The sequence below is a fragment of the Candidatus Desulfofervidus auxilii genome (genome assembly GCF_001577525.1).
Taxonomy (GTDB): domain Bacteria; phylum Desulfobacterota; class Desulfofervidia; order Desulfofervidales; family Desulfofervidaceae; genus Desulfofervidus; species Desulfofervidus auxilii.
In genome coordinates, this window is the sequence record NZ_CP013015.1 from 456,233 (window position 1) to 479,599 (window position 23,367).

Sequence of the window (23,367 nt, forward strand, 5' to 3'; positions counted from 1 at the left end):
TCCTATTCTGCCCTTTCTAAAATTTTTAAAACCCGCCAATATTTGTGTTTACTAAGTGGACGAGTCTGCACAATTTGTACTTTATCATTTATTTTACACTCATTTTTTTCATCATGAGCCATAAATTTAGCTTTCCGACGAATATATTTACCTGTCCGGGGATGCTTTATTAATCTTTCTACTCTTATTACAACGGTTTTATCCATTTTATCACTAACCACTACCCCCTCCAGGGTCTTTTTTGCACCCCTTTCTCCCATACAAATCACCTCTTTTGCTCATTTAAAATAGTCTTAATTCTAGCAATATCCTTTCTCACCAAAGAAAGCCTTTTTATATTTTCCAACTGTCCTGTAGCATGTTGGAAACGAAGTTTAAAAAGCTCTTCCTGAAGTTCTTTTAACTTCACTTCTATTTCCTCTTTAGTTAACTTTCGCCATTCACTTGCGCGCATATACCCCACTCCGGGTGATAATTTTTGTAGGAATAGGTAACTTGTGAGATGCCAAACGCAAGGCCTCTAGAGCCACCTCTTCAGGAACTCCCTTAATTTCATAAATAATACGTCCTGGCTTCACCACTGCCACCCAACCTTCTGGGGAACCTTTTCCTGAACCCATTCTGGTTTCAGCTGGTTTTTTGGTTATAGGTTTATCAGGAAATACCCTGATCCACAACTTACCTCCCCTTTTCATATGACGGGTAATGGCAATTCTAGCTGCTTCTATTTGTTGAGCAGTTAACCAACATGCCCCAAGAGCCTTTAAGGCATAATCACCAAAAGCCAAGGTGCAACCGCGAGTAGCCATTCCTCGCATTCTACCTTTCTGTTGCTTCCTGTATTTTACCCTTTTAGGTGCTAACATTAACTTTACCCCTTTATACTAGTGAACCCTCTTCTTTCTCTTCCAACACTTCACCTTTAAATATCCAAACTTTCACACCAATAATTCCATAAATAGTCCTTGCCTCTGCTAGACCATAATCAATATTTGCTCTCAATGTATGTAAAGGCACACGACCTTCTCGATACCACTCTGTCCTGGCCATTTCTGCCCCACCTAATCTACCAGAACATTCTACCTTAATTCCTTGAGCTCCGAATCTTAAGGCAGTAGATACTGCTCTTTTCATGGCTCGCCGAAAAGCCACTCGACGCGTCAACTGTAAAGCCACATTCTCTGCTACTAGTTGAGCATCTAATTCGGGTCTTTTAACCTCTAAAATATCTATCAAGGTTTCGCTTTTTATCTGAGATTCTAAATCCTTTTTAAGCCTCTCTATTTCTGCACCTTTTTTACCAATCACAATTCCTGGTCGAGCGGTATGAATTTTAATCCTAACCTTGTCAGCCGCACGTTCAATTTCTATCTTGGAAATTCCTGCACGATAAAGATGCTTTTTAAAAAATTGCCTAATATATCTATCTTCAACAACAAAACTGGGAAATTCCCTTTCTGCATACCATTTGGAATCCCATGTCTTAATAATACCCAATCTCAAACCTACAGGATGTACCTTTTGTCCCAAACGTTACCTCCTTTCCATTACATCAACTCATCTAATATAACAACAATGTGACTGGTCCTTTTTCTAATCCGATAAGCCCGACCAACAGCACGGGGACGAATGCGCTTAAGTATAGGCCCTGGATCCGCATAAATTTGTTTTACATATAAATTATCCACATCTACATCAGGATGTTGTTCTGCATTAGCCACCGCAGACTTTATTGTCTTCTCCACCACTTTAGCTGCTCTTTTAGGTGTAAATTTTAAAATCCCTAGTGCCTCAGCTACCTTTTTACCCACTAAAATATTGGTAACCAAACGCACCTTATGGGGCGAAATTCTCACATATTTAGCCACAGCCCTTGTTTCCACTATCTTCTCCCCTTTCCTTTAACCTTCCCCTTCCTATCACCAGCATGACCATGAAAAGTCCTGGTAGGAGCAAACTCTCCTAACTTATGCCCTACCATATTTTCTGTTATATAAACGGGAATAAATTTTCGTCCATTATGAATGGCAAAGGTAAATCCTACAAAATCAGGAATAATAGTAGAACGTCGTGACCAAGTTTTAACTACTTTCTTTTCTCCTGATTCCTTTAATTTTTGCACCTTTTTTAACAATTTTTCATCCACAAAAGGTCCTTTTCTTACAGAACGTCCCAAAATAGCCTCCTTTATCTTCTCCGTTTAACTATATATTTATCACTTGGTTTTCTACCTCTAGTTTTATATCCTTTAGTAGGCTTACCCCAAGGTGTGCAAGGATGGCGACCACCAGAAGCCTTTCCTTCTCCTCCCCCTAATGGATGATCGATGGGATTCATAGCCACACCACGGACTGTAGGGCGAATTCCTATCCAGCGGGAACGACCTGCCTTTCCAATACTGACATGCATATGATCTAAATTACCCACCTGGCCAATAGTAGCTTTACATTCCAGACTAACTAATCTTACTTCTCCAGAAGGTAATCGTAAATGAGCATAGGGTTCTTCCTTAGCCAAAATTTGAGCATAACATCCTGCACTCCGTGCAATTTGCCCTCCTTTCCCAGGGCGTAACTCCACATTATGAACAATGGTTCCTACTGGAATATCCTTAATGGCTAAACAATTTCCTGGATTGATGTCTACTTCTTCACCTGATATTACGGTATCTCCTACAGAAAGTCCCAATGGAGCTAAAATATACCTCTTCTCTCCATCCACATAATGCAAGAGGGCAATTCTAGCTGAACGATTAGGGTCATATTCAATAGCCGCTACCTTTGCTGGCACTCCAAATTTATCCCTTTTAAAATCAATAATTCGGTATAAACGTTTATGGCCGCCTCCCTTATGGCGACAAGTAATACGCCCATAAACATTTCGTCCACTGTGTTTTTTTAAGGGAACAAGTAAGCTTTTTTCTGGTTTTTTAGAGGTGATTTCTTCAGAAGCCAAATAACTCTGAAAACGCCTGCCTCCAGAAGTAGGTTTGCACTTTTTAATAGGCATAATCAAACTCCCTCAAAAAACTCTATATGATCCCCTGGACGTAAGGTAACAATAGCTTTTTTCCAATTCTTCCTCCTACCTTCCCATCGTCCCATTCGCCTTTTTTTCCCCTTAACAGTAAGGGTATGCACATTCAAAACCTTGACATTAAACAATTTTTCCACACTCTGTTTGATTTCAATCTTATTAGCCCTAGGATCAACTTCAAAAGCAAGTTTATTCATAGATTCCTTCTGTAAAGTGCTTTTCTCAGTTATTATTGGCCTTTTTATTATTTGATGCATGTCTTTCATGAAAGTAAAAACCCCTCAATCTTAGGAATTGAATCTTGTAACAATACTAAATAATCATACCGTAATACATCATAAACATTTAGGCCTTCTACTGGCAAAATCTGGAATTCAGGTACATTACGAGCAGCGAGTTCCAGAGTTTTATTTCGCCCGTTAGTTATTATTAGGGCCTTATTTAAATTTAAGTTATGTGCTATTTCTAAAAATTTCTTGGTTTTAATCTCATCTAAAACGATATTATCTACTACTTTTAAAAGTCCTTTTTTTAACTTTGAAGTAAGAACAATCTTCAAAGACTGCTTACGGACTTTTTTAGGCAATGAATAACTATAATTGCGCGGTTTAGGACCAAAAACTACACCTCCACCAACCCAATGAGGAGCCCTAATACTACCTTGCCTTGCCCTACCAGTGCCTTTTTGTCGCCACGGTTTTCTACCACCACCCCTCACTTCGCCTCTAGTCTTAGTGGAAGCAGTGCCAGCACGACGACAGGCCAACTGCCACTTAACCACTTCATAAACCAAGTATGGTTTTATAGGCACATTGAATATAGCCTCTGCCAGCTTAATCTGTCCTATTTCTTCTCCATGTTGATTATGAAGTTTCACTTCTAACATCTTAATTCCTTGAACCTACCTTTTTAATAACTACTAAGCTATTCCGACTCCCAGGTATAGCCCCTTTAACTAAAAGTAAGTTATGTTCTGGTCTTACATCTACAATTTTTAAGTTTTTAATGGTTACTTGTTTGTTACCCATATGCCCAGGCATCTTTTTGCCTTTAATTACTCTTCCTGGAAAAGCACAAGCACCAATAGATTTAGGCCCACGGTGGTTTCTACTCCCATGAGTCTCTGGTCCTCTTTTAAAACCATACCTTTTAATTACTCCTGCAAAACCGCGGCCTTTACTTCTTCCAGTCACATTTACTATATCTCCTGGCTGGAACTCATCTACTGTAATCCGCTGTCCTACTTCAATAGCGTCTATATTTTCCACTTTAAATTCTTTTAAATAATAAAAACAGGATACCTGAGCCTTTTCAAAATGTCCCAAAAGGGGCCTGGTTACCCTTGTCTTCTTTTTAGGCAAAAAGCCCATTTGTATTCCTTGGTAACCATCCTTTTCTAATGTTTTCTTTTGAACTATTACGCAAGGCCCAGCCTCAAGAATAGTTACAGGAACTATGTTCCCATCCTCATCGAAAATACGAGTCATACCCAATTTTTTTCCTAAAATGCCCTTTACCATTTCCACACCTTACAATTTAATTTCCACATCTACTCCTGAAGCTAACTCTAAGTTCATTAAAGCATCCACTGTTTGGTGCGTTGGTTCCACAATATCTATCAATCGTTTATGAGTTCTTATTTCAAATTGCTCTCTTGATTTTTTATCCTTATGTGGAGACCTGAGCACGGTCCACCTGCTTATTTTAGTGGGTAAGGGAATGGGACCTATAACTTTTGCTCCGCTTTTTTTGGCAGTTTGCACAATTTGGGTTACTGCTTGATCCAACAGGCGATGGTCGAATGCCTTCAATTTTATTCGTATCTTTTGGTTTTCAATCATGCATTCTTACTCCAATATTTTAGTTACCACTCCAGCTCCAACTGTCCGCCCACCTTCTCTAATGGCAAATCGTAATCCCTCTTCCATGGCAATAGGCTCTAATAAACTCACTTCTAAATTCACATTGTCTCCAGGCATCACCATCTCTACTCCCTCAGGTAAACTCACTACCCCCGTCACATCAGTAGTCCTAAAATAAAACTGCGGCCTGTATCCTGGAAAAAATGGTGTGTGCCTCCCACCTTCTTCTTTGGTCAATACATATACCTCAGCCTTAAATCTAGTGTGAGGAGTAATACTGCCAGGAACCGCTAATACCATACCCCTCTCTACCTCATCCTTCCCTATCCCTCTTAACAATACTCCTATATTATCACCTGCCCTACCTTCATCCAATATCTTCCTGAACATCTCTATACTGGTGGCTACTGTCTTCCGTGTAGGCCCTAATCCCACTATCTCTACTTCTTGTCCTGGTTTGATAATACCCCTCTCTACTCTACCTGTCACTACCGTCCCTCTTCCACTAATGCTAAATACATCCTCTATGGGCATCAAAAATGGCTTGTCTAATGGCCTCACTGGCTGCGGTATGTATTCATCTATGGCATCTAATAATTGCCATATCGGACCACACCACTTACATTCCCTCTTCCCACATCCACATTCCAAGGCCTTTAAGGCACTTCCTTTTATCACTGGCACCTCATCACCAGGAAATTCATATTTGCTCAAAAGCTCCCTTACTTCTAATTCCACTAATTCAATTAATTCTTCATCTTCTACCATGTCTACTTTGTTTATAAATACTACTATGGATGGCACTCCTACTTGCCGGGAAAGCAATATGTGCTCCCTGGTCTGAGGCATGGGACCATCATCCGCAGCTACTACCAATATAGAACCATCCATCTGGGCTGCACCAGTAATAGTGTTCTTAATATAATCTGCATGCCCAGGACAATCTATATGAGCATAGTGCCTCTTATCTGTCTCATATTCTACATGGGCAATGGCTATAGTAATCCCCCTCTCCTTCTCTTCAGGTGCCTTGTCTATTTCTTCAAAGGGAATATATTTGGCTAACTTCTGCTTTTCCAATATCTGAGTTATTGCTGCTGTCAAAGTAGTCTTACCATGGTCTATATGACCAATAGTGCCTATGTTTATGTGTGGCTTCTTCCTCTCAAACTTCTGTTTCCCCATCTCTTAACCTCCTCAATGTTTTACTTAATGTCTTCTCCTTTTCAACGGCAATGCTTCCGCCATTTTAGCTGGTACTGGCTCATAATGTGAAAACTGCATCATATAAGTCGCTCTACCTTGAGTGACTGAACGCAGTGTTGTAGCATATCCAAACATTTCTGCCAAGGGGACATGGGCCTTAATTGCCTGGGCATTTTTTCTTATCTCTATCCCTATAATTTTACCTCGTCGGGCTGTAATATCTGCCATTACATCACCTACATATGTTTGGGGCACAATCACTTCTAACAACATAATAGGCTCCAATAACACCGGATTGGCCTTTTTAACTCCTTCTTTAAGGGCCATTGAACCAGCAATGGCAAAAGCCATATCTGAAGAATCTACCTCATGATAAGAACCATCAACCAATTTCACCCTCAGGTCAGTAAGAGGATAACCGGCAATAACTCCCCGCTCTATAGCCTCTCTTACCCCTTGTTCTACTGCGGGGATATATTCTTTAGGAATTACACCTCCAGTAATAGCATCTACAAATTCAAAACCCTTACCTCGGGGTAATGGTTCTATCTCTAACCACACATGTCCATATTGGCCACGTCCACCAGTTTGTTTAATAAAGCGTCCTTCTGCCTTAACTTGCTTGGTAATGGTTTCCCGATAAGCTACTTGAGGACGTCCTACATTAGCCTGGACATTGAATTCTCGTTGTAAACGATGCACTATAATCTCTAAGTGTAATTCTCCCATACCCCCAATAAGGGTCTCGCCTGTTTCCTCATCGTATCTTACTTTAAAAGAGGGGTCTTCAATAGCAATTTTACGTAAGGCAGTGCCTAGTTTATCCTGATCTTCTTTAGTTTTCGGCTCAATAGCTACGGCTATTACTGGCTCAGGAAATTCTATTGCTTCTAATATAATGGGAGCTCTTTCTTCACATAAGGTATCTCCAGTAGTAGTCTTTCTTAAACCCACTGCAGCCACAATATCACCTGCATATACCTCAGTAATATCCTCCCGTTTATTGGCATGCATTTTTAAAAGACGCCCGATTTTTTCTTTTACACCTTTAGTAGCATTAAACACTGTATCGCCTATCTTCAAACTCCCTGCATAAATACGCAAAAAGGCTAGATGGCCCACATAAGGATCGGTTACTAACTTAAAAACCAAGGCGGTAAAAGGGGCATCATCGGATGCAGGTCTTTCTATTTCCTTCCCTTCTAATGTTTTTCCTTTTATAGGAGGAACATTTACGGGTGAGGGAAGGTAATCTACTATTGCATCTAATAGAGGTTGAACCCCCTTGTTTTTAAAGGCTGAACCACATAAAACCGGAACTAACTTTAGTTCTATTGTGCCCTGGCGCAATGTTTTTTGGATTTCCTCTTGTTCAATTTCTTTTCCTTCTAAATATTTCTCCATGATTACTTCATCAAAATCAGCCAATGCCTCTATCAGTCTTTCCCTATATTGTTTTGCCTCACCTTGAAATTCCTCAGGAATAGGAAGGTATTTATATTTTGCACCAAGAGTTTCCTCATCAAAAACAACAGCTTTCATCTTGACTAAATCAATTACACCTTGGAACAACTCTTCTTTGCCTAAAGGAATTTGAATAGGAATAGGATAAGACTTGAGTCTATCTCTCATCATTTCTATACAACCCTGGAAATCAGCCCCTACCCTGTCCATTTTGTTAATAAAGGCCAATCTAGGCACATGGTATTTATCTGCCTGTCTCCAAACAGTCTCAGATTGGGGTTCTACTCCACCAACAGCACAAAAAATACCTATAGCTCCATCTAAAACACGCAATGCTCTTTCTACTTCAACAGTAAAATCTACATGACCAGGGGTATCTATAATATTAATCCGATAACCTCGCCAGAAGCAAGTAGTGGCTGCTGAAGTAATAGTAATTCCCCGCTCCCGTTCTTCTTCCATAAAATCCATAACCGCAGTGCCTTCATGAACCTCACCCATTAAGTGAGAGATACCAGTATAAAATAGTATCCTCTCTGTGGTTGTTGTTTTCCCAGCATCAATATGGGCAATAAACCCTATATTCCTGACTTTCTCAATAGGTATAATCCTTCCCACCATTACCACCTATAATGAGCAAATGCCCGATTTGCTTCAGCCATACGATGTGTATCTTCTTTTTTCTTAATAGCTCCCCCTTTATTGTTATAGGCCTCTAAAAGTTCATTAGCTAATTTAAGCACCATTCCTCTTTCACTCCTTGCTCTAGCACTATTAATAATCCATTTTATGGCTAAACTAATCCGCCTTTCAGGACGCACTTCTATAGGCACCTGATAGGTAGCACCACCTACCCGTCTGGATTTTACTTCTAATACAGGCTTCACATTCTCAACTGCTTTCTCGAAAACCTCTAAGGAATTTTTACCTGTTTTTTCTTTAATAATATTTAAAGCCTTGTAAAATATGGATTCCGCCACACTTTTTTTACCATCTCTCATCATACAATTTATGAATTTAGCTACCAGCACACTCCCATACTTAGGATCAGGTAATATTTCTCTTTTAGGTGCAGGGCCTTTTCTTGGCATTATTCAACCTCACTATTTTGGTTTTTTAGTTCCATATCTAGAACGGCTTTGCCGTCTGTCTTGCACACTCATGGCGTCTAACGTTCCTCTGACCACTTGATATCGCACACCTGGTAAGTCTTTAACACGGCCACCTCGCACCAAGACGACCGAGTGTTCCTGTAAGTTATGTCCGATGCCAGGGATATAAGAAGTAACTTCTATCCCATTTGTTAACCGCACCCGACACACCTTCCTTAAGGCAGAATTTGGCTTTTTAGGAGTAGTAGTGTAAACCCTCACACATACTCCCCTCTTTTGAGGACATTTAGTCAATGCAGGGGCTGAACTCCTCTTTTTTATCTTTTCTCGCCCTTTTCTTACTAATTGGTTAATAGTAGGCATACCTTCAAACCTCCCTTAGTCCACACAAAATTAGCCTTCTTACAGCTTTAGTTTTTATTTGTCAAGACCTCTTAAGAGGCAGCTTGACCTTCCACTTTTTTTATCTGCCCTTCCACTTCTTCAGGCACAATTTCGGGTTGCTCCACTTCTATATTTGTAGAGCGATAAACCTTAAGACCTGTACCGGCTGGAATAAGAAGACCAACAATAACATTTTCCTTCAATCCCCGCAAATAATCTACCTTACCGCTTACAGCAGCATCTGTTAATACTCTAGTCGTTTCTTGGAAGGAAGCAGCCGAAATAAAACTTTCTGTTCCTAAAGAAGCCTTCGTAATTCCTACTAATACAGGCTCTGCCTGAGCAGGCTTCCCATTTTGGGCTATAATCTTCTCATTCACCTCTTCAAAAACATATTTATCCACTAACTCTCCTACCACAAATTCTGTATCTCCTGGTTCTAATATTCTCACCTTCTTCATCATCTGGCGGATAATGATTTCTATATGTTTATCGTTTATCCTAACTCCTTGAAGCCGATATACCTCTTGTATCTCATTCAAGAGATATCTAGCTGTATCTTTAATACCCCTTACCCTTAACAAATCTTGTGGATTAACAGACCCCTCAGTAAGGGCCTCTCCTGCCCGCACAAAATCTCCTTCATGGACAGTAACATGAACACCTGGTGAAATAAGGTAACTCCGCGGCTCACCCACTTCTGGTGTGACCACCACTTTTCTCTTCCCTCTTTCTTCCTTACCAAAAGAAATATAACCATCTATCTCCGTAATCACAGCCGCATCTTTAGGCTTCCTTACTTCAAACAAATCAGCTACTCTGGGTAATCCTCCAGTAATATCTTTGGTCTTAGTAGTCTCTCTGAGGATTTTAGCCAAAATATCCCCGGCATGTATTCTCTTTCCCTCTTCTACCATAATTAGAGCTTCTACCGGAAGATAATACACTGCTTCTCTACCTGTGGTAGTGCGAAGTGTATTCCCTGTTTCATCTACAACACAAATACGCGGACGATAAGAAGTCCCTTTGAATTCCATTACCACTTTACTTACCCTACTAGTCACAGGGTCTATTTTTTCCTGAATAGTCACACCTTCAATTATGTCTTTAAACTTTACTATTCCACTTACCTCAGAAAGAATAGGAGAGGCGTATAAATCCCACTCTGCTAAAAGCTGTCCCGGATGTACTTCTTCACCATCTTTTACTTTAAGACAGGCACCATAAATTATGGGATAACGCTCCCTCTCTCTTCCACCTTCCACTATGGCTAGTTCACCATTTCTATTCATTACTACCAAATCACCCTTTTTTGTCTCCACAATATTTAAATTTATAAATTTTACCTTACCTTGATATTTGGCTTCTAACGTGCTTTCTTCTATGGCCCTCCGCGCTGTTCCTCCTATGTGGAAAGTCCGCATAGTTAGCTGAGTGCCAGGTTCTCCAATAGATTCAGCCGCAATAATCCCCACTGCCTCACCAATATTAACCAACCTACCTGTAGCTAAATCTCGCCCATAACACTTAGCACACACACCGCCTTTAGTTTGACAAGTAAGAACAGAACGAATTTTCGCCTTTTCTAAACCAGATTCTTCTATTTTTTGAGCCGCTTCTTCGTCTATTTCTTCATTTGCTCGCACAATTATTTCCCCAGTATAAGGGTCCACTATATCTTCTAAGGCCACGCGGCCTAATATACGTTGACCAAGAGTCTGGATAATCTCACCTGATTCAATCAAGGGCTCTACCGTAATACCATCAATTGTCCCACAATCTTCTTCTTTCACCACGCATTCATGAGCTACATCTATTAATCTCCGAGTGAGATAACCGGCATTAGCGGTTTTTAAAGCAGTATCAGCAAGACCTTTACGCGCACCGTGGGTAGAGATAAAGTATTGAAGGACAGTCAAACCTTCTCTAAAATTAGCGGTAACTGGGGTTTCAATAATTTCGCCTGAAGGTTTGGCCATCAGGCCTCGCATACCTGCTAATTGTCTAATCTGATCTTTACTACCCCTTGCACCTGAATCGCTCATCATAAAAATAGGATTAAAGGAAGAAATTTTTTTCTTTTTCCCCTCTTTATCTTCCACTACTTGCTCAGAAAGTTCTTTCATCATCTCAGCCGCTACTTCTTCGCTTACTTTTGCCCAGATATCAATAACTTTATTATATCGCTCACCATCACTAATCAAACCTTTACGGTATTGCTCTTCTATCTCTTGAACTTGTTGATGGGCTTCTTCTAAAATTTTTTGTTTCTTTTTAGGAACAACCAAATCATCAATCCCAATAGAAATACCAGATTTAGTGACTTGCTCAAATCCCCAATCTTTCAATTTATCACATAATATCACTGTAGCCTTCAAACCCGCCCGGTGATAGGACTCAGTTATTAATCTAGCCACATCTTTTTTGGCCATTACCTTATTAATAAATCTAAAAGGAACTTTATCTGGTAAAATCTCTTTTAATAACACCCGGCCAACTGTTGTCTCTATCTTCTCTCCTTCTATTTTTACTTTGATCTTAGCATGCAACGCCACTACACCGCAGTCATAGGCTATTCTCACTTCTTCGGGTGAGGAAAAAATCATACCTTCACCTTTAGCCCCTCTTTTTTCTTTAGTCATATAATGAAGACCCAAAACAATATCTTGAGTTGGCAAAATAATAGGACCACCATGGGCAGGAGAAAGAATATTATTAGTAGACATCATGAGTACTCTTGCTTCAGTTTGTGCTTCCACAGATAAAGGCACATGCACCGCCATTTGGTCACCATCAAAATCAGCATTAAAAGGCGGGCATACTAAGGGATGAAGTTGAATGGCCTTTCCTTCAATTAATATAGGTTCAAAGGCTTGAATACTTAAGCGGTGCAAAGTAGGAGCCCGATTAAGCAACACCGGATGTTCCCTTACTACTTCTTCTAAGGCATCCCATACCTCAGGGGTTTCTTTTTCTACCATTTTCTTAGCGCTTTTAATAGTAGTAGCAAATCCTTTCTTTTCTAATTGGTGATAAACAAATGGCTTAAATAGCTCTAGAGCCATCTTTTTAGGTAAACCACATTGATGTAAACGCAATTCTGGCCCTACAACAATTACTGAACGGCCTGAATAATCTACTCTTTTCCCCAATAAATTCTGACGAAAACGACCTTGTTTACCTTTAAGCATATCACTCAATGACTTAAGGGGACGACCATAGCTACCCGTAACTGTCCTACCTCTACGTCCATTTTCAAAAAGCACATCCACTGCTTCTTGAAGCATACGTTTTTCATTACGAATAATAATCTCAGGCGCCTCCAGTTCTATTAATCTTTTAAGACGGTTATTCCGATTGATCACACGCCGATATAAATTGTTTAAATCCGAAGTGGCAAAACGGCCACCATCTAAGGGTACCAAAGGGCGAAGGTCTGGGGGTAATACCGGAATTACTTCTAAGATCATCCATTCAGGTTTATTCCCTGATTCCAAAAAGGCATTAATAATCCTTAAACGCTTAGAAAGTTTCTTTCTAGTAGCCTCTGAGTGAGTATTTGCTATTTGGCTCTTTATCTCTTGCGCTAATTTAGCTAAATCTAAGTCTCGTAACAAATCTCTAATGGCCTCTGCACCCATACCAGCCTTGAAGTGGTTACCATATTTAGCTCGGAGTTCATAATAACGGTCTTCTGAAAATACTTCTCCTTTTTTCAGTGGGGTGTCTTTGGGGTCAATTACAATATAAGACTCAAAATAAATTATCCTTTCTAAATCTCGAACTGTCAAATCTAAAAGATTGCCGATTTTACTAGGAGTGCTTTTCACAAACCAAATATGTGCCACTGGAGAGGCCAATTCTATATGACCCATTCTCTCCCGACGCACCTTAGAAGAAATAACCTCAACCCCACATCTCTCACACACAATACCTCTGTGTCTCATGCGTTTATACTTACCACACAAACATTCATAATCCTTTACCGGACCAAATATGCGGGCGCAAAAAAGGCCGTCTTTTTCTGGCTTGAAGGTTCTATAATTAATCGTTTCTGGCTTTTTTACTTCTCCATGAGACCATTCCCTAATTTTTTCTGGCGAGGCCAAACCGATTTTTATTCCTTTAATATCGGTAGGTTCCATTAACTTAGAAAAAAGATTATAAACATCCTCTAATATCATTTTACCTTTGCCCCCTTGTTAGAAGTTAATAATTCTACATTTAATCCTAGGGCTTGTAATTCCTTCACCAGAACATTAAAGGATTCTGGTAAGCCTACTTCTAAAGTATTATTACCCTTTACAATTTTTTCATACATTCGAGTTCGACCTGCCACGTCATCGGATTTTATAGTAAGCATTTCTTGCAAAGTATATGCAGCTCCATATGCTTCCAATGCCCATACCTCCATCTCACCAAACCTCTGCCCACCAAATTGGGCTTTACCGCCTAAAGGCTGTTGAGTAATTAGGGAATAAGGTCCAATAGAACGAGCATGAATTTTATCGTCTACCAAGTGGTGGAGCTTCATCATATACATTATACCCACGGTTACTGGTTGCTCAAAGGGCTCACCTGTCCTTCCATCATAAACTATGGTCTTTCCACTCTCTGACAATCCTGATTTTTTTAACCATTTTTTAATTTCCGCCTCAGGTGCACCATCAAATACAGGAGAGGCCACAGGAATACCTTTATCCAATTTTTTTACTACTTCTATTAATTCTTTATCGCTCAAAGAAGCGAAACATTGTTCATATTGTTCAGGTGAATAGAGTTCTTTAAGCCATTGCCTTATTAATTCTGGTTTCTGCATATCATCTACCATTTTTCTTATTTTTTGCCCCAACTCTTTTGAAGCCCAACCTAAATGTGTTTCTAAAATCTGCCCTATATTCATACGCGAAGGCACACCTAAAGGATTAAGTATTATATCTACTGGGGTGCCATCGGCTAAATAAGGCATATCTTCAAGGGGAACAATTTTGGACACCACACCTTTATTCCCATGTCTGCCAGCCATCTTGTCACCTTCGCTCAACTTCCGTTTCATAGCTACATACACCTTAACTGCTTTTATTACACCTGGTGGCAACTCATTACCTTGTCTTAATTTATCCATCTTCTCTTCATATCTATTTCTAATCCTATCTACTTCTTCAAAAAACACATCTATCAAATTATTCATTTTCTGCTCTATAGTTTCATCACTCAACCGGAGTTCCTTTAAACGACGTAAAGGGATATTTAAAATTTCAGAAGTAATTTTATCCCCTTTGGCTATTAAGATATTCCCACTTAAGTCTTTCAAATCTTGGACAACCTTTTGTCCTATCAATAATTTAAGTAATTCTTCTTCTACAGTCTTTTTGAAAACCTTAATCTCAGCATCCCTATATCTTATCAGCTTTTTTATCTCCTGTTCTTCAATCCACTTTCTCCTAAAATCCTTTTCCTTCTGATTTTTGCGAGAAAATACCTGAGCATCGATGACAATACCCTCCACACCTGGGGGTACTCTTAGAGAAGAATCTTTGACATCACTAGCCTTTTCTCCAAAGATAGCCCTAAGGAGTTTTTCTTCAGATGAATATAACGTTTCACCTTTTGGGGTAATTTTACCTACTAAAATATCTCCTGGCTTTACTTCAGCACCAATACGAATAACTCCACTTTCATCCAGATTTTTTAATGCCTCCTCACTAGCATTGGGAATATCACGAGTGATCTCTTCGGGCCCCAATTTGGTCTCCCTTGCTGCTAACTCAAACTCCACTATATGGAGGGAGGTATAAACATCGTCTCTTACCAATCTCTCACTGATAATTATAGCATCTTCAAAATTATACCCTCCCCAAGACATAAAAGCGACTAAAATATTTTTTCCTAAAGCTAATTCTCCTCTATCCGTAGCTGCTCCATCAGCTAAAACCTGACCTTTATGAACCCTTTCTCCCACTTTTACTAATGGTTTCTGATTGAAACAGGTATTCTGATTACTGCGTTTAAATTTATTTAGCTCATACACCTTTACCAACTCATGCAATGGTTTCTGTCCATCCTTATCCAAATATCTTACCACTAGATAGGAAGCATCTACTTCCTCCACCAATCCATCGGCCTCAGCTAAAATACAATGGCCACAATCGCGTGCTACCACTCCTTCCATCCCTGTCCCTACTAGGGGTGCTTCAGTTACTAATAAGGGGACAGCCTGCCTTTGCATGTTTGAACCCATCAAGGCACGATTAGCGTCATCGTGTTCTAAAAAGGGAATGAGTGAGGAAGAGACACTCACTAACTGGTTGGGTGATACATCCATGTATTTCACTTCTTCTGCTCTCACCATAACAAACTCACCTCGAACACGAGCAGAAACAATATCATTTACTAATCTCCCCTCTTTATCTAATAGCGCGTTAGCTTGAGCAATAGGACAATCTCCTTCTTCTAAAGCAGTAAGATACTTAATCTTATCAGTTACCTTTCTATTCTCTACAACTCTATAAGGGGTCTCAATAAATCCAAATTCATTTACTCTGGCATAGGTAGCTAAAGAAACAATAAGACCAATGTTGGCACCCTCGGGGGTTTCAATAGGACAAATCCGTCCATAATGAGATGGATGCACATCCCTTACTTCAAAACCAGCTCTTTCCCTACTCAGTCCCCCTGGTCCTAAGGCGCTTAAACGGCGTTTATGTGTAACTTCTGAAAGCGGGTTTGTCTGGTCCATAAATTGAGAAAGTTGGCTGGTTCCAAAGAAATCTCTTACTACTGTATTTACAGGTTTTGAGTTCACTAAGTCATAGGGCATAAGTGTCTCTATCTCCTGTAAGGCCATTCTTTCCTTAATAGCTCTCTCCATGCGGACCAAGCCAATTCTATATTGGTTTTCTAACACTTCACCTACTGCCCGCACTCTTCGATTACCCAAGTGGTCAATGTCATCAGGAGGACCTTGAGTTGTTTTCAGTTCTAGAAGTTTTTTCACTGCCTCTAAAATGTCTTCATTTTGCAAAGTATATTTATTAATAGGAATATCTAAACCCAACCGCAAGTTTAATTTAAAACGACCCACTTTAGAAAGATCGTAATATTCAGGGTCAAAAAACAATTTATGAAAAAAATCTTTAGCCACTTCTAAAGTAGGTGGACTAGTAGGACGCATATGGCGATATATCTCAAAAAGGGCCTTTTCTTGGTCAGGAGTCTTGTCCTCTAAAAGTGTATCTCGTAAAGAAGTATCATATTTATACTCATTAATAAACAAAACTTCAACTTCTTCAATCTTCTCCCTCTTAATCTTCTCAATAATCTCATCACTTATTTCTTGATTGTGATGAGCAATTACTTCTCCTGTCTTGGGATGTTTAATATCTTTAGCAATAATTTTTGTTTTTAATTCTTGCTCTGTGATGGGAATTTCCTTTATCCCCAATTTTTCTAATTGTTTCAGGTGAATCCTAGTAATATAAGTATGAGCGGAAATTAGCACCTCTCCGGTTTCCGGATTGAGTAAATCTTCGGTCAATCTGGAACCCAATAAAAAATCTGGTATAAGTTCAATATAGAAAAAACCATCTTTATATCTAACTTTTTGTGTGGGATAAAAGTAATTTAGAATCTGTTCACTAGTATAACCTAAAGCTTTCAGAAAAAGTGTCACTGGGAATTTGCGTCGTCTATCGATTCTAACATAAAGGCGGCCTTTATTGTCAAACTCAAAATCTAGCCACGAACCCCGTAATGGAATAATGCGCGCGGTGTAAAGCAATTTACCCCTTACATGTCGTAATGCCTTGTCTATTTCAAAGAAAATACCTGGTGAACGATGAAGTTGGTTAACAATTACCCTTTCTACTCCATTAATGATAAATGTTCCCCTTTCGGTCATCAAAGGAATAGTGCCAAAATAAATTTCTTGTTCCTTAATATCCCTTATAGTTTTTTGATTAGACGCTTTATCCACGTCATAAACGGCAAGTCTCACTGTCAAACGCACGGGAGCTTCATAAGTCAGGCCTTGTTCTAAACATTCTTTTTCTTCATAACGAGGATTTCCAATCTCGTATTTTACAAATTCCAGGGCAGCAGTGCCTGCATAATCAGTAAAAGGAAAAACTTCTTTAAAAACCCCTTGCAAACCTATATCTTGACGTTGATCCGGTGGCACATCTTTTTGAAGAAACTGCTCATAGGATTTTTTTTGGAGTTCAAGAAGATAGGGTATCTCCAAAAACTTTTTAATACGGCCAAAACGCCGTCTTACTTCTTTTAAACTAGACACTCTACCACCCATATTTTTACCCCTTTAGAATTTAAAGTATATGCCTGCAGGGTTTTGACAAAAGCAGATTGTTGATTATTGGCATATTTTATTTTATTTCTACAGTTGCACCTACTTCTTCTAGTTGTTTTTTAATGGTTTCTGACTCCTCTTTAGAAATACCTTCTTTAACTACTTTAGGTGCACTTTCCACTAGTTCTTTAGCTTCTTTTAATCCTAAACCAGTGATAGCTCGCACAACTTTAATCACTTGAATTTTATTACTACCTATCTCTTTTAAAACCACATCAAACTCTGTCTTCTCTTCTTTCTGAGCTTCTGCTGCAGCACCCGGTGCACCTGGCACGGCCATAGCTGGCATAGGGGCAGCTGCTTGAACCCCAAATTTTTCCTCCAATTCTTTAATCAACTCCGAAAGCTCCAGTACTGTCATTCCAGCAATGTAGTTTACTACATCTTCTTTAGTAATCTCTTTTGCCATTTTCCTTAAACCTCCCTATTCTCTTTTTCTTTTTTTATAGCTTCTAATAAATAAAGGAATTTACCAATAATATTATAAAGCAAATTAACTAATTGCCTTGGGGGTGAGCTCATCGTTCCAAGAAGTTGAGCTACTAATACTTCTCGACTAGGAAGTTTTGCTAATGTTTCTATTTCCTCTAAAGTTAAAATCTTACCTTCTGAAAACCCGGTTTTTAACTTGAATCTATCATTCTTTTCCCTAAATTGTATCAAAACTTTAGCTAAAGTCGCAGGGTCTCCATATGAAATAGCCAAGGCATTGGGACCACAAATTTCATCTTTTATCTGTTCTAAAGGTGTATCCTTTCCTGCCAAACAGATAACACTGTTTTTTACCACTTTATACTCCACACCTTCTTTACGTAAATTACGCCTAAGCTCATTAATTTCTTCTACCTTAAGACCCTTAAAATCCGTTAATACTACAGTTTTTGCCTTCTTTAATCTCTCACCTATTTCCTCCACTAAATGAGCCTTTTGCGTTCGGCTTAACAATTTCTTCCTCCTTCTTTAATTACTAAGTAAACCATGTTTTATCTAGCCACTCGGCGCCTCTATTATATCTAAAATCTCAATAGTCTGCATTTCCTAAATCCCTTAACTCGCAAAATCCTTTAAAGAAGCAGGGTCTACCTTTATTCCAGGACCCATCGTAGTAGAAAGAGTTACTCCCTTTATATATGTCCCCTTTGCACTCGCAGGCTTCAATCGAACAATAGTTTCAAAAAGAGTTCTTAAATTGTTCAAAAGTTTTTCCTTACCAAAAGAAACCTTTCCAATAGGAGCATGAATAACCCCACCTTTATCTACCTTAAAATCTATCTTACCACCCTTTAATTCTTCTACTGCTTTAGCTACATCAAAGGTAACTGTTCCTGTCTTTGTACTGGGCATAAGCCCTCTAGGTCCTAAGATACGACCAATCTTACCCACTTTGCTCATCATATCCGGGGTAGCGACTACTTTATCAAATTCTAACCACCCATTCTTTATTTTATCTATAAGCTCTTCTCCGCCTACATAATCTGCTTGGGCTTCTTTTGCTTCTTTTTCCTTTTCTCCTTGGGCAAATACTAATACTCTCACCTTTTTTCCTGTTCCATGAGGAAGAACCACGGCACCTCTTACCATTTGATCTGCATGGCGAGGGTCTACGCCGAGATTTATGGCCACTTCCACTGTCTCATCAAATTTAGCCGTAGCCATTTCTAAAACCAAATTCATGGCCTCTTCAGCTGGATATAACTTCTCTGCTTCAATCTTTTTTCTCAATTCAATATACCTTTTCCCATGTTTAGCCATTGGCAATCTCCTCAATCAACAATTTCTATCCCCATGCTCTTAGCAGTACCCTCTATGGTCTTTACTGCTGCTTCAAAGGTAGCTGCTGTAAGATCAGGCCATTTCTTTTTAGCTATTTCTTCTAGTTTCTTCCGGCTCACTTTACCTACAACTTCTTTTTTAGGTGTATGTGCCCCTTTCACAATCTGTGCCGCCTGTTTTAAAAGAACAGAGGCTGGAGGTGTCTTAGTGATAAAACTAAAGGAGCGATCTGCATAAACAGTAATTATTACTGGAATAATGGTGCCCTCTTGATCCTTGGTTCTAGCATTAAAAGCCTTACAAAACTCCATAATATTGACACCATGTTGACCCAAAGCAGGACCTACAGGAGGTGAAGGATTTGCCTGACCAGCAGGAATCTGCAAACGAATAGAAGCAATCACTTTTTTTGCCATCGATAAACCTCTTTATTAAAAATTTTTAAACTTTAGCCAATTGAATTACGTCTAATTCTACCGGCGTTTCACGACCAAATATACTGATAAGTACCCGAACTTTACCCCTATCAGGAAAGACTTCACTTACTCTTCCGGTAAAATTAGTAAAAGGACCATCTACTATTCTTACCTGATCACCTTTTTCCACAGCAAATTTGGGCTTGGGTTTTCTTGCTCTTTCCTCCATTTGAAACTTAATCCTTTCTACCTCCTCTTCTGGAACAGGAATAGGGTTCTTCCCCCCTACAAATCCAGTCACTTTGGGAGTGCGACGTACCAAGTGCCAAAGTAAACTTTTTACTTCTTCATCCTGGTCAAAATCTAAGCATACCAACACATAACTAGGATAAAATTTTCGGGTTGAGGTTACTTTTTCCCCTTTAACCATCTCTACTACTCTCTCCGTGGGAACCAAAACTTCTTTGAAACAACGTTTTACCCTCTCATCTTTTTCATTCTGAACACGTTCTTCTAACCAATCCTTCACTTTTTCTTCAAAACCAGAATAAGTATGAATTATATACCATTTAAAGGCCATCTTAACCCAGAAACTTTCCTATTATAGTAGTATAAATTAAATCAATTATCCCAAAATAAGCTGCTATAAGCAACACAAAAATAATAACCACTACCGTAGAACCTATCAATTCTTTTTTACTTGGCCAAGTAACCTTCTTCAACTCAACCTTTGTCTCACGCAGAAACTGCCTTGTCTGCCCCCACCAATTCAGGCTAGAACCCTTAAATGTCTTTAAAACCTCTCCTGGCACCTTTATTGTTTCCTTTTTTGTCTCTCTCTTTTTCTTTGGCATCTTCAGGCAACAAAATGGCAGGCCAGGAGGGATTCGAACCCCCAACCCCCGGATTTGGAGTCCGGTGCTCTAGCCGTTAGAGCTACTGGCCTGCGTCTTTATTTTCTCACTTCCTTATGAGCTATATGTCTCCTACAAAATGGACAATATTTTTTCAACTCTAAACGCTCTGGTGTATTCTTCTTGTTTTTAACGGTTGTATAATTCCTCCGTTTACACTGAGTACAGGCTAAACTTATTATAACACGCATTGCTCATTACTCCAATATTTTAGTTACCACTCCAGCTCCAACTGTCCGCCCACCTTCTCTAATGGCAAATCGTAATCCCTCTTCCATGGCAATAGGCTCTAATAAACTCACTTCTAAATTCACATTGTCTCCAGGCATCACCATCTCTACTCCCTCAGGTAAACTCACTACCCCCGTCACATCAGTAGTCCTAAAATAAAACTGCGGCCTGTATCCTGGAAAAAATGGTGTGTGCCTCCCACCTTCTTCTTTGGTCAATACATATACCTCAGCCTTAAATCTAGTGTGAGGAGTAATACTGCCAGGAACCGCTAATACCATACCCCTCTCTACCTCATCCTTCCCTATCCCTCTTAACAATACTCCTATATTATCACCTGCCCTACCTTCATCCAATATCTTCCTGAACATCTCTATACTGGTGGCTACTGTCTTCCGTGTAGGCCCTAATCCCACTATCTCTACTTCTTGTCCTGGTTTGATAATACCCCTCTCTACTCTACCTGTCACTACCGTCCCTCTTCCACTAATGCTAAATACATCCTCTATGGGCATCAAAAATGGCTTGTCTAATGGCCTCACTGGCTGCGGTATGTATTCATCTATGGCATCTAATAATTGCCATATCGGACCACACCACTTACATTCCCTCTTCCCACATCCACATTCCAAGGCCTTTAAGGCACTTCCTTTTATCACTGGCACCTCATCACCAGGAAATTCATATTTGCTCAAAAGCTCCCTTACTTCTAATTCCACTAATTCAATTAATTCTTCATCTTCTACCATGTCTACTTTGTTTATAAATACTACTATGGATGGCACTCCTACTTGCCGGGAAAGCAATATGTGCTCCCTGGTCTGAGGCATGGGACCATCATCCGCAGCTACTACCAATATAGAACCATCCATCTGGGCTGCACCAGTAATAGTGTTCTTAATATAATCTGCATGCCCAGGACAATCTATATGAGCATAGTGCCTCTTATCTGTCTCATATTCTACATGGGCAATGGCTATAGTAATCCCCCTCTCCTTCTCTTCAGGTGCCTTGTCTATTTCTTCAAAGGGAATATATTTGGCTAACTTCTGCTTTTCCAATATCTGAGTTATTGCTGCTGTCAAAGTAGTCTTACCATGGTCTATATGACCAATAGTGCCTATGTTTATATGTGGCTTCTTCCTCTCAAACTTCTGTTTCCCCATCTACTACCTCCCTAAAAATATGGAGCCCACGACCGGACTTGAACCGGTGACCTCTTCCTTACCAAGGAAGTGCTCCACCGTCTGAGCTACGTGGGCCCTTGGAGCGGGAGACGGGATTCGAACCCGCGACCCTCAGCTTGGAAGGCTGATGCTCTTACCAACTGAGCTACTCCCGCTCACTGGTGGAGGGGGGAGGATTTGAACCTCCGAAGGCAGAGCCAACGGGTTTACAGCCCGTCCCCTTTGGCCACTCGGGAACCCCTCCATGTTCACCTCTGGAGCTGGCGGAGGGACTTGAACCCACAACCTGCTGATTACAAATCAGCCGCTCTGCCTATTGAGCTACGCCAGCACAAACTTGTAATTTAAACTATTTAACCCTAAAAAGCAAGACCTTAACTACCTGTTTTTATCATAGGAAAAATTATTCGTCAATGTTTTAGGACATATGCATTTTTTCATCCATGGGATTAAAAATCTTTATTGTCTTCTATTCAACTTTGGTATCCCTTCTGATAATGTGCCCAGGTTGGGCTGAAAGCTGGATAGAATCTCTAACACCCAAATATTCATAAATTTTAAATATAGGTCTAGAATTATTGAGAGTATAAAAATGGATTCCTCTAACATTGTGGTCAACTAAGTCACGAACTTGTTCTGTTGCCCAATGAATTCCTATTTTTTCCACATATTCATCGCTTTCTGCCCGCATAACTGACTTTAACAGAGGAGCCGGTAAGCGAGAGCCAGCAGCTAATTCTGCCATGCGGATCATTCCTTGATAAGAGGTAATGGGTAAAATTCCTGCAATAATGGGGACATGGATACCTACCAATTCACACCTTTCGCAAAAGTCGTAAAAGTCTCTATTGTCAAAAAAAAGCTGTGTAACAATATAATCGGCCCCAGCATCAACCTTTGCCTTAAGGTATTCTATTTCTTTAAGACGGTTGGGAGTTTCAGGGTGTCCTTCAGGATAACCGCCAACACCGATGCTCATATGAGGGAAGTGTTTTTTGATGAAGGCTACCAAATCGGCTGCATATTTAAAATCACCTTTAAGTGAAGACAATTTCTCTCCTTTAGGGGGATCACCCCTTAAAGCCAGAATATTTTCCACACCACTTTGGTTATACTTCTCAAGAATTGACCTAATTTCCTCTTTAGTAGAACCAATACATGAAAGATGAGATACTACAGTCAAACCTGTTTCTCTCTGAATTTGGGTCACTAGGTTGTAAGTCCGGTCCCGCGTCGATCCACCAGCCCCATAGGTAACATTTACATATGAAGGTTTGAGAAGCATCAACTCTGAGATGGTATCAAAAAGTTGCTTCCAACCAGTATCTGTTTTAGGAGGAAAAAATTCAAAACTGAAAGAAATCTTTGTGTCATTAAGAATATCTTTAACCCGCATGAAGATAAATTATCTAAAATT

26 protein-coding genes and 5 tRNA genes are annotated in these 23,367 nt (G+C 39.7%); all 31 read right to left on the reverse strand.

The window, feature by feature from the left end; all coding sequences use genetic code 11:
- Positions 1 to 2 precede the first annotated feature (2 nt).
- On the reverse strand, positions 3 to 260 hold the full coding sequence (gene rpsQ, locus HS1_RS02410; protein WP_066060570.1) for a 30S ribosomal protein S17: 258 nt from the start codon (positions 258 to 260) through the stop codon (positions 3 to 5).
- Positions 261 to 265: 5 nt separating this feature from the next.
- A complete protein-coding gene (gene rpmC / locus HS1_RS02415) occupies positions 266 to 454 on the reverse strand; it encodes a 50S ribosomal protein L29 (RefSeq protein ID WP_066060571.1) in 189 nt (62 codons plus the stop codon).
- A complete protein-coding gene (rplP, locus tag HS1_RS02420) occupies positions 441 to 866 on the reverse strand; it encodes a 50S ribosomal protein L16 (RefSeq protein ID WP_066060572.1) in 426 nt (141 codons plus the stop codon). The genes rpmC and rplP overlap by 14 nt, the downstream gene beginning before the upstream one ends.
- A gap of 13 nt (positions 867 to 879) precedes the next feature.
- Positions 880 to 1,530, reverse strand: a complete 651-nt coding sequence (gene rpsC / locus HS1_RS02425; protein ID WP_066060573.1) for a 30S ribosomal protein S3 — start codon at positions 1,528 to 1,530, stop codon at positions 880 to 882.
- Positions 1,531 to 1,547: 17 nt separating this feature from the next.
- Positions 1,548 to 1,883: a 50S ribosomal protein L22 gene (gene rplV, locus HS1_RS02430; RefSeq protein WP_082757557.1), complete on the reverse strand. Its 336-nt coding sequence runs from the start codon at positions 1,881 to 1,883 to the stop codon at positions 1,548 to 1,550.
- The gene (gene rpsS / locus HS1_RS02435) at positions 1,883 to 2,176 is read right to left on the reverse strand and encodes a 30S ribosomal protein S19 (RefSeq protein ID WP_066060575.1); all 294 of its coding nucleotides are present in this window, start codon (positions 2,174 to 2,176) and stop codon (positions 1,883 to 1,885) included. The genes rplV and rpsS overlap by 1 nt, the downstream gene beginning before the upstream one ends.
- A gap of 11 nt (positions 2,177 to 2,187) precedes the next feature.
- The gene (gene rplB, locus HS1_RS02440; protein WP_066060576.1) at positions 2,188 to 3,009 is read right to left on the reverse strand and encodes a 50S ribosomal protein L2; all 822 of its coding nucleotides are present in this window, start codon (positions 3,007 to 3,009) and stop codon (positions 2,188 to 2,190) included.
- Between the two features lie 2 nt (positions 3,010 to 3,011).
- Positions 3,012 to 3,302, reverse strand: a complete 291-nt coding sequence (gene rplW, locus HS1_RS02445) for a 50S ribosomal protein L23 (RefSeq protein WP_066060577.1) — start codon at positions 3,300 to 3,302, stop codon at positions 3,012 to 3,014.
- Positions 3,299 to 3,922 (reverse strand): 50S ribosomal protein L4, encoded by a 624-nt coding sequence (gene rplD / locus HS1_RS02450; protein WP_066060578.1) that lies wholly within the window; start codon positions 3,920 to 3,922, stop codon positions 3,299 to 3,301. Before rplD ends, rplW begins: the two co-directional genes overlap by 4 nt.
- Position 3,923: 1 nt before the next feature.
- Entirely contained in the window at positions 3,924 to 4,556 is a 633-nt protein-coding gene (rplC, locus tag HS1_RS02455; RefSeq protein ID WP_066060579.1) for a 50S ribosomal protein L3, read from the reverse strand.
- 9 nt (positions 4,557 to 4,565) lie between these two features.
- Positions 4,566 to 4,877, reverse strand: a complete 312-nt coding sequence (rpsJ, locus tag HS1_RS02460) for a 30S ribosomal protein S10 (RefSeq protein ID WP_066060580.1) — start codon at positions 4,875 to 4,877, stop codon at positions 4,566 to 4,568.
- 6 nt (positions 4,878 to 4,883) lie between these two features.
- Positions 4,884 to 6,083 carry an elongation factor Tu gene (gene tuf / locus HS1_RS02465; RefSeq protein WP_066060581.1) on the reverse strand — a complete coding sequence of 400 codons (1,200 nt, stop codon included), beginning with the start codon at positions 6,081 to 6,083 and terminating at the stop codon, positions 4,884 to 4,886.
- 24 nt (positions 6,084 to 6,107) lie between these two features.
- Positions 6,108 to 8,186, reverse strand: a complete 2,079-nt coding sequence (gene fusA, locus HS1_RS02470; protein ID WP_066066399.1) for an elongation factor G — start codon at positions 8,184 to 8,186, stop codon at positions 6,108 to 6,110.
- A 2-nt stretch (positions 8,187 to 8,188) separates the two neighbouring features.
- Entirely contained in the window at positions 8,189 to 8,659 is a 471-nt protein-coding gene (gene rpsG, locus HS1_RS02475; RefSeq protein ID WP_066060582.1) for a 30S ribosomal protein S7, read from the reverse strand.
- A gap of 12 nt (positions 8,660 to 8,671) precedes the next feature.
- Positions 8,672 to 9,043, reverse strand: a complete 372-nt coding sequence (gene rpsL, locus HS1_RS02480; RefSeq protein ID WP_066060583.1) for a 30S ribosomal protein S12 — start codon at positions 9,041 to 9,043, stop codon at positions 8,672 to 8,674.
- Positions 9,044 to 9,114: 71 nt separating this feature from the next.
- On the reverse strand, positions 9,115 to 13,248 hold the full coding sequence (rpoC, locus tag HS1_RS02485) for a DNA-directed RNA polymerase subunit beta' (RefSeq protein ID WP_066060584.1): 4,134 nt from the start codon (positions 13,246 to 13,248) through the stop codon (positions 9,115 to 9,117).
- A complete protein-coding gene (gene rpoB / locus HS1_RS02490; RefSeq protein ID WP_066060585.1) occupies positions 13,245 to 17,369 on the reverse strand; it encodes a DNA-directed RNA polymerase subunit beta in 4,125 nt (1,374 codons plus the stop codon). The genes rpoC and rpoB overlap by 4 nt, the downstream gene beginning before the upstream one ends.
- 76 nt (positions 17,370 to 17,445) lie before the next feature.
- Positions 17,446 to 17,838 (reverse strand): 50S ribosomal protein L7/L12, encoded by a 393-nt coding sequence (gene rplL / locus HS1_RS02495; RefSeq protein ID WP_066060586.1) that lies wholly within the window; start codon positions 17,836 to 17,838, stop codon positions 17,446 to 17,448.
- Between the two features lie 5 nt (positions 17,839 to 17,843).
- Positions 17,844 to 18,374, reverse strand: a complete 531-nt coding sequence (gene rplJ, locus HS1_RS02500; RefSeq protein ID WP_066060588.1) for a 50S ribosomal protein L10 — start codon at positions 18,372 to 18,374, stop codon at positions 17,844 to 17,846.
- 102 nt (positions 18,375 to 18,476) lie between these two features.
- A complete protein-coding gene (gene rplA, locus HS1_RS02505) occupies positions 18,477 to 19,181 on the reverse strand; it encodes a 50S ribosomal protein L1 (RefSeq protein WP_066060590.1) in 705 nt (234 codons plus the stop codon).
- 11 nt (positions 19,182 to 19,192) lie between these two features.
- Complete coding sequence (gene rplK / locus HS1_RS02510) at positions 19,193 to 19,618, reverse strand: 50S ribosomal protein L11 (protein ID WP_066060592.1); 426 nt, start codon at positions 19,616 to 19,618, stop codon at positions 19,193 to 19,195.
- A gap of 25 nt (positions 19,619 to 19,643) precedes the next feature.
- Positions 19,644 to 20,198 carry a transcription termination/antitermination protein NusG gene (nusG, locus tag HS1_RS02515; RefSeq protein ID WP_066060594.1) on the reverse strand — a complete coding sequence of 185 codons (555 nt, stop codon included), beginning with the start codon at positions 20,196 to 20,198 and terminating at the stop codon, positions 19,644 to 19,646.
- A 1-nt stretch (position 20,199) separates the two neighbouring features.
- Complete coding sequence (gene secE / locus HS1_RS02520; protein ID WP_082757559.1) at positions 20,200 to 20,472, reverse strand: preprotein translocase subunit SecE; 273 nt, start codon at positions 20,470 to 20,472, stop codon at positions 20,200 to 20,202.
- Positions 20,473 to 20,487: 15 nt separating this feature from the next.
- Positions 20,488 to 20,564: transfer RNA gene (locus HS1_RS02525), tRNA-Trp, on the reverse strand.
- 6 nt (positions 20,565 to 20,570) lie between these two features.
- Positions 20,571 to 20,723, reverse strand: coding sequence for a 50S ribosomal protein L33 (gene rpmG, locus HS1_RS12735; protein WP_082757560.1), 153 nt, complete (start codon positions 20,721 to 20,723; stop codon positions 20,571 to 20,573).
- Positions 20,724 to 20,729: 6 nt separating this feature from the next.
- Positions 20,730 to 21,929, reverse strand: coding sequence for an elongation factor Tu (gene tuf, locus HS1_RS02530; protein ID WP_066060581.1), 1,200 nt, complete (start codon positions 21,927 to 21,929; stop codon positions 20,730 to 20,732).
- A gap of 20 nt (positions 21,930 to 21,949) precedes the next feature.
- Positions 21,950 to 22,025: transfer RNA gene (locus HS1_RS02535), tRNA-Thr, on the reverse strand.
- A gap of 3 nt (positions 22,026 to 22,028) precedes the next feature.
- Positions 22,029 to 22,105, reverse strand: a tRNA-Gly gene (locus HS1_RS02540).
- 4 nt (positions 22,106 to 22,109) lie between these two features.
- A tRNA-Tyr gene (locus tag HS1_RS02545) sits at positions 22,110 to 22,194 on the reverse strand.
- Between the two features lie 11 nt (positions 22,195 to 22,205).
- A tRNA-Thr gene (locus tag HS1_RS02550) sits at positions 22,206 to 22,281 on the reverse strand.
- 138 nt (positions 22,282 to 22,419) lie between these two features.
- Positions 22,420 to 23,346: a methylenetetrahydrofolate reductase [NAD(P)H] gene (gene metF / locus HS1_RS02555; RefSeq protein ID WP_066060596.1), complete on the reverse strand. Its 927-nt coding sequence runs from the start codon at positions 23,344 to 23,346 to the stop codon at positions 22,420 to 22,422.
- Positions 23,347 to 23,367: the final 21 nt, after the last annotated feature.

What these genes read in the sequence shown, in the direction of transcription:
- rplB (WP_066060576.1), bottom strand. Translation starts at nt 3,009, where the DNA reads ATGCCTATTAAAAAGTGCAAACCTACTTCTGGAGGCAGGCGTTTTCAG.
- rpsJ (WP_066060580.1), bottom strand. Translation starts at nt 4,877, where the DNA reads ATGATTGAAAACCAAAAGATACGAATAAAATTGAAGGCATTCGACCAT.
- nusG (WP_066060594.1), bottom strand. Translation starts at nt 20,198, where the DNA reads ATGGCCTTTAAATGGTATATAATTCATACTTATTCTGGTTTTGAAGAA.
- rpsQ (WP_066060570.1), bottom strand. Translation starts at nt 260, where the DNA reads ATGGGAGAAAGGGGTGCAAAAAAGACCCTGGAGGGGGTAGTGGTTAGT.
- tuf (WP_066060581.1), bottom strand. Translation starts at nt 21,929, where the DNA reads ATGGGGAAACAGAAGTTTGAGAGGAAGAAGCCACATATAAACATAGGC.
- rpsG (WP_066060582.1), bottom strand. Translation starts at nt 8,659, where the DNA reads ATGCCAAGAAAAGGCCCTGCACCTAAAAGAGAAATATTACCTGATCCT.
- rplD (WP_066060578.1), bottom strand. Translation starts at nt 3,922, where the DNA reads ATGTTAGAAGTGAAACTTCATAATCAACATGGAGAAGAAATAGGACAG.
- rpoB (WP_066060585.1), bottom strand. Translation starts at nt 17,369, where the DNA reads ATGGGTGGTAGAGTGTCTAGTTTAAAAGAAGTAAGACGGCGTTTTGGC.
- rplP (WP_066060572.1), bottom strand. Translation starts at nt 866, where the DNA reads ATGTTAGCACCTAAAAGGGTAAAATACAGGAAGCAACAGAAAGGTAGA.
- rplA (WP_066060590.1), bottom strand. Translation starts at nt 19,181, where the DNA reads ATGGCTAAACATGGGAAAAGGTATATTGAATTGAGAAAAAAGATTGAA.
- rpmC (WP_066060571.1), bottom strand. Translation starts at nt 454, where the DNA reads ATGCGCGCAAGTGAATGGCGAAAGTTAACTAAAGAGGAAATAGAAGTG.
- rplW (WP_066060577.1), bottom strand. Translation starts at nt 3,302, where the DNA reads ATGAAAGACATGCATCAAATAATAAAAAGGCCAATAATAACTGAGAAA.
- tuf (WP_066060581.1), bottom strand. Translation starts at nt 6,083, where the DNA reads ATGGGGAAACAGAAGTTTGAGAGGAAGAAGCCACACATAAACATAGGC.
- metF (WP_066060596.1), bottom strand. Translation starts at nt 23,346, where the DNA reads ATGCGGGTTAAAGATATTCTTAATGACACAAAGATTTCTTTCAGTTTT.
- rplC (WP_066060579.1), bottom strand. Translation starts at nt 4,556, where the DNA reads ATGGTAAAGGGCATTTTAGGAAAAAAATTGGGTATGACTCGTATTTTC.
- rpmG (WP_082757560.1), bottom strand. Translation starts at nt 20,723, where the DNA reads ATGCGTGTTATAATAAGTTTAGCCTGTACTCAGTGTAAACGGAGGAAT.
- rpsL (WP_066060583.1), bottom strand. Translation starts at nt 9,043, where the DNA reads ATGCCTACTATTAACCAATTAGTAAGAAAAGGGCGAGAAAAGATAAAA.
- rplK (WP_066060592.1), bottom strand. Translation starts at nt 19,618, where the DNA reads ATGGCAAAAAAAGTGATTGCTTCTATTCGTTTGCAGATTCCTGCTGGT.
- secE (WP_082757559.1), bottom strand. Translation starts at nt 20,472, where the DNA reads ATGCCAAAGAAAAAGAGAGAGACAAAAAAGGAAACAATAAAGGTGCCA.
- rplL (WP_066060586.1), bottom strand. Translation starts at nt 17,838, where the DNA reads ATGGCAAAAGAGATTACTAAAGAAGATGTAGTAAACTACATTGCTGGA.
- rpoC (WP_066060584.1), bottom strand. Translation starts at nt 13,248, where the DNA reads ATGATATTAGAGGATGTTTATAATCTTTTTTCTAAGTTAATGGAACCT.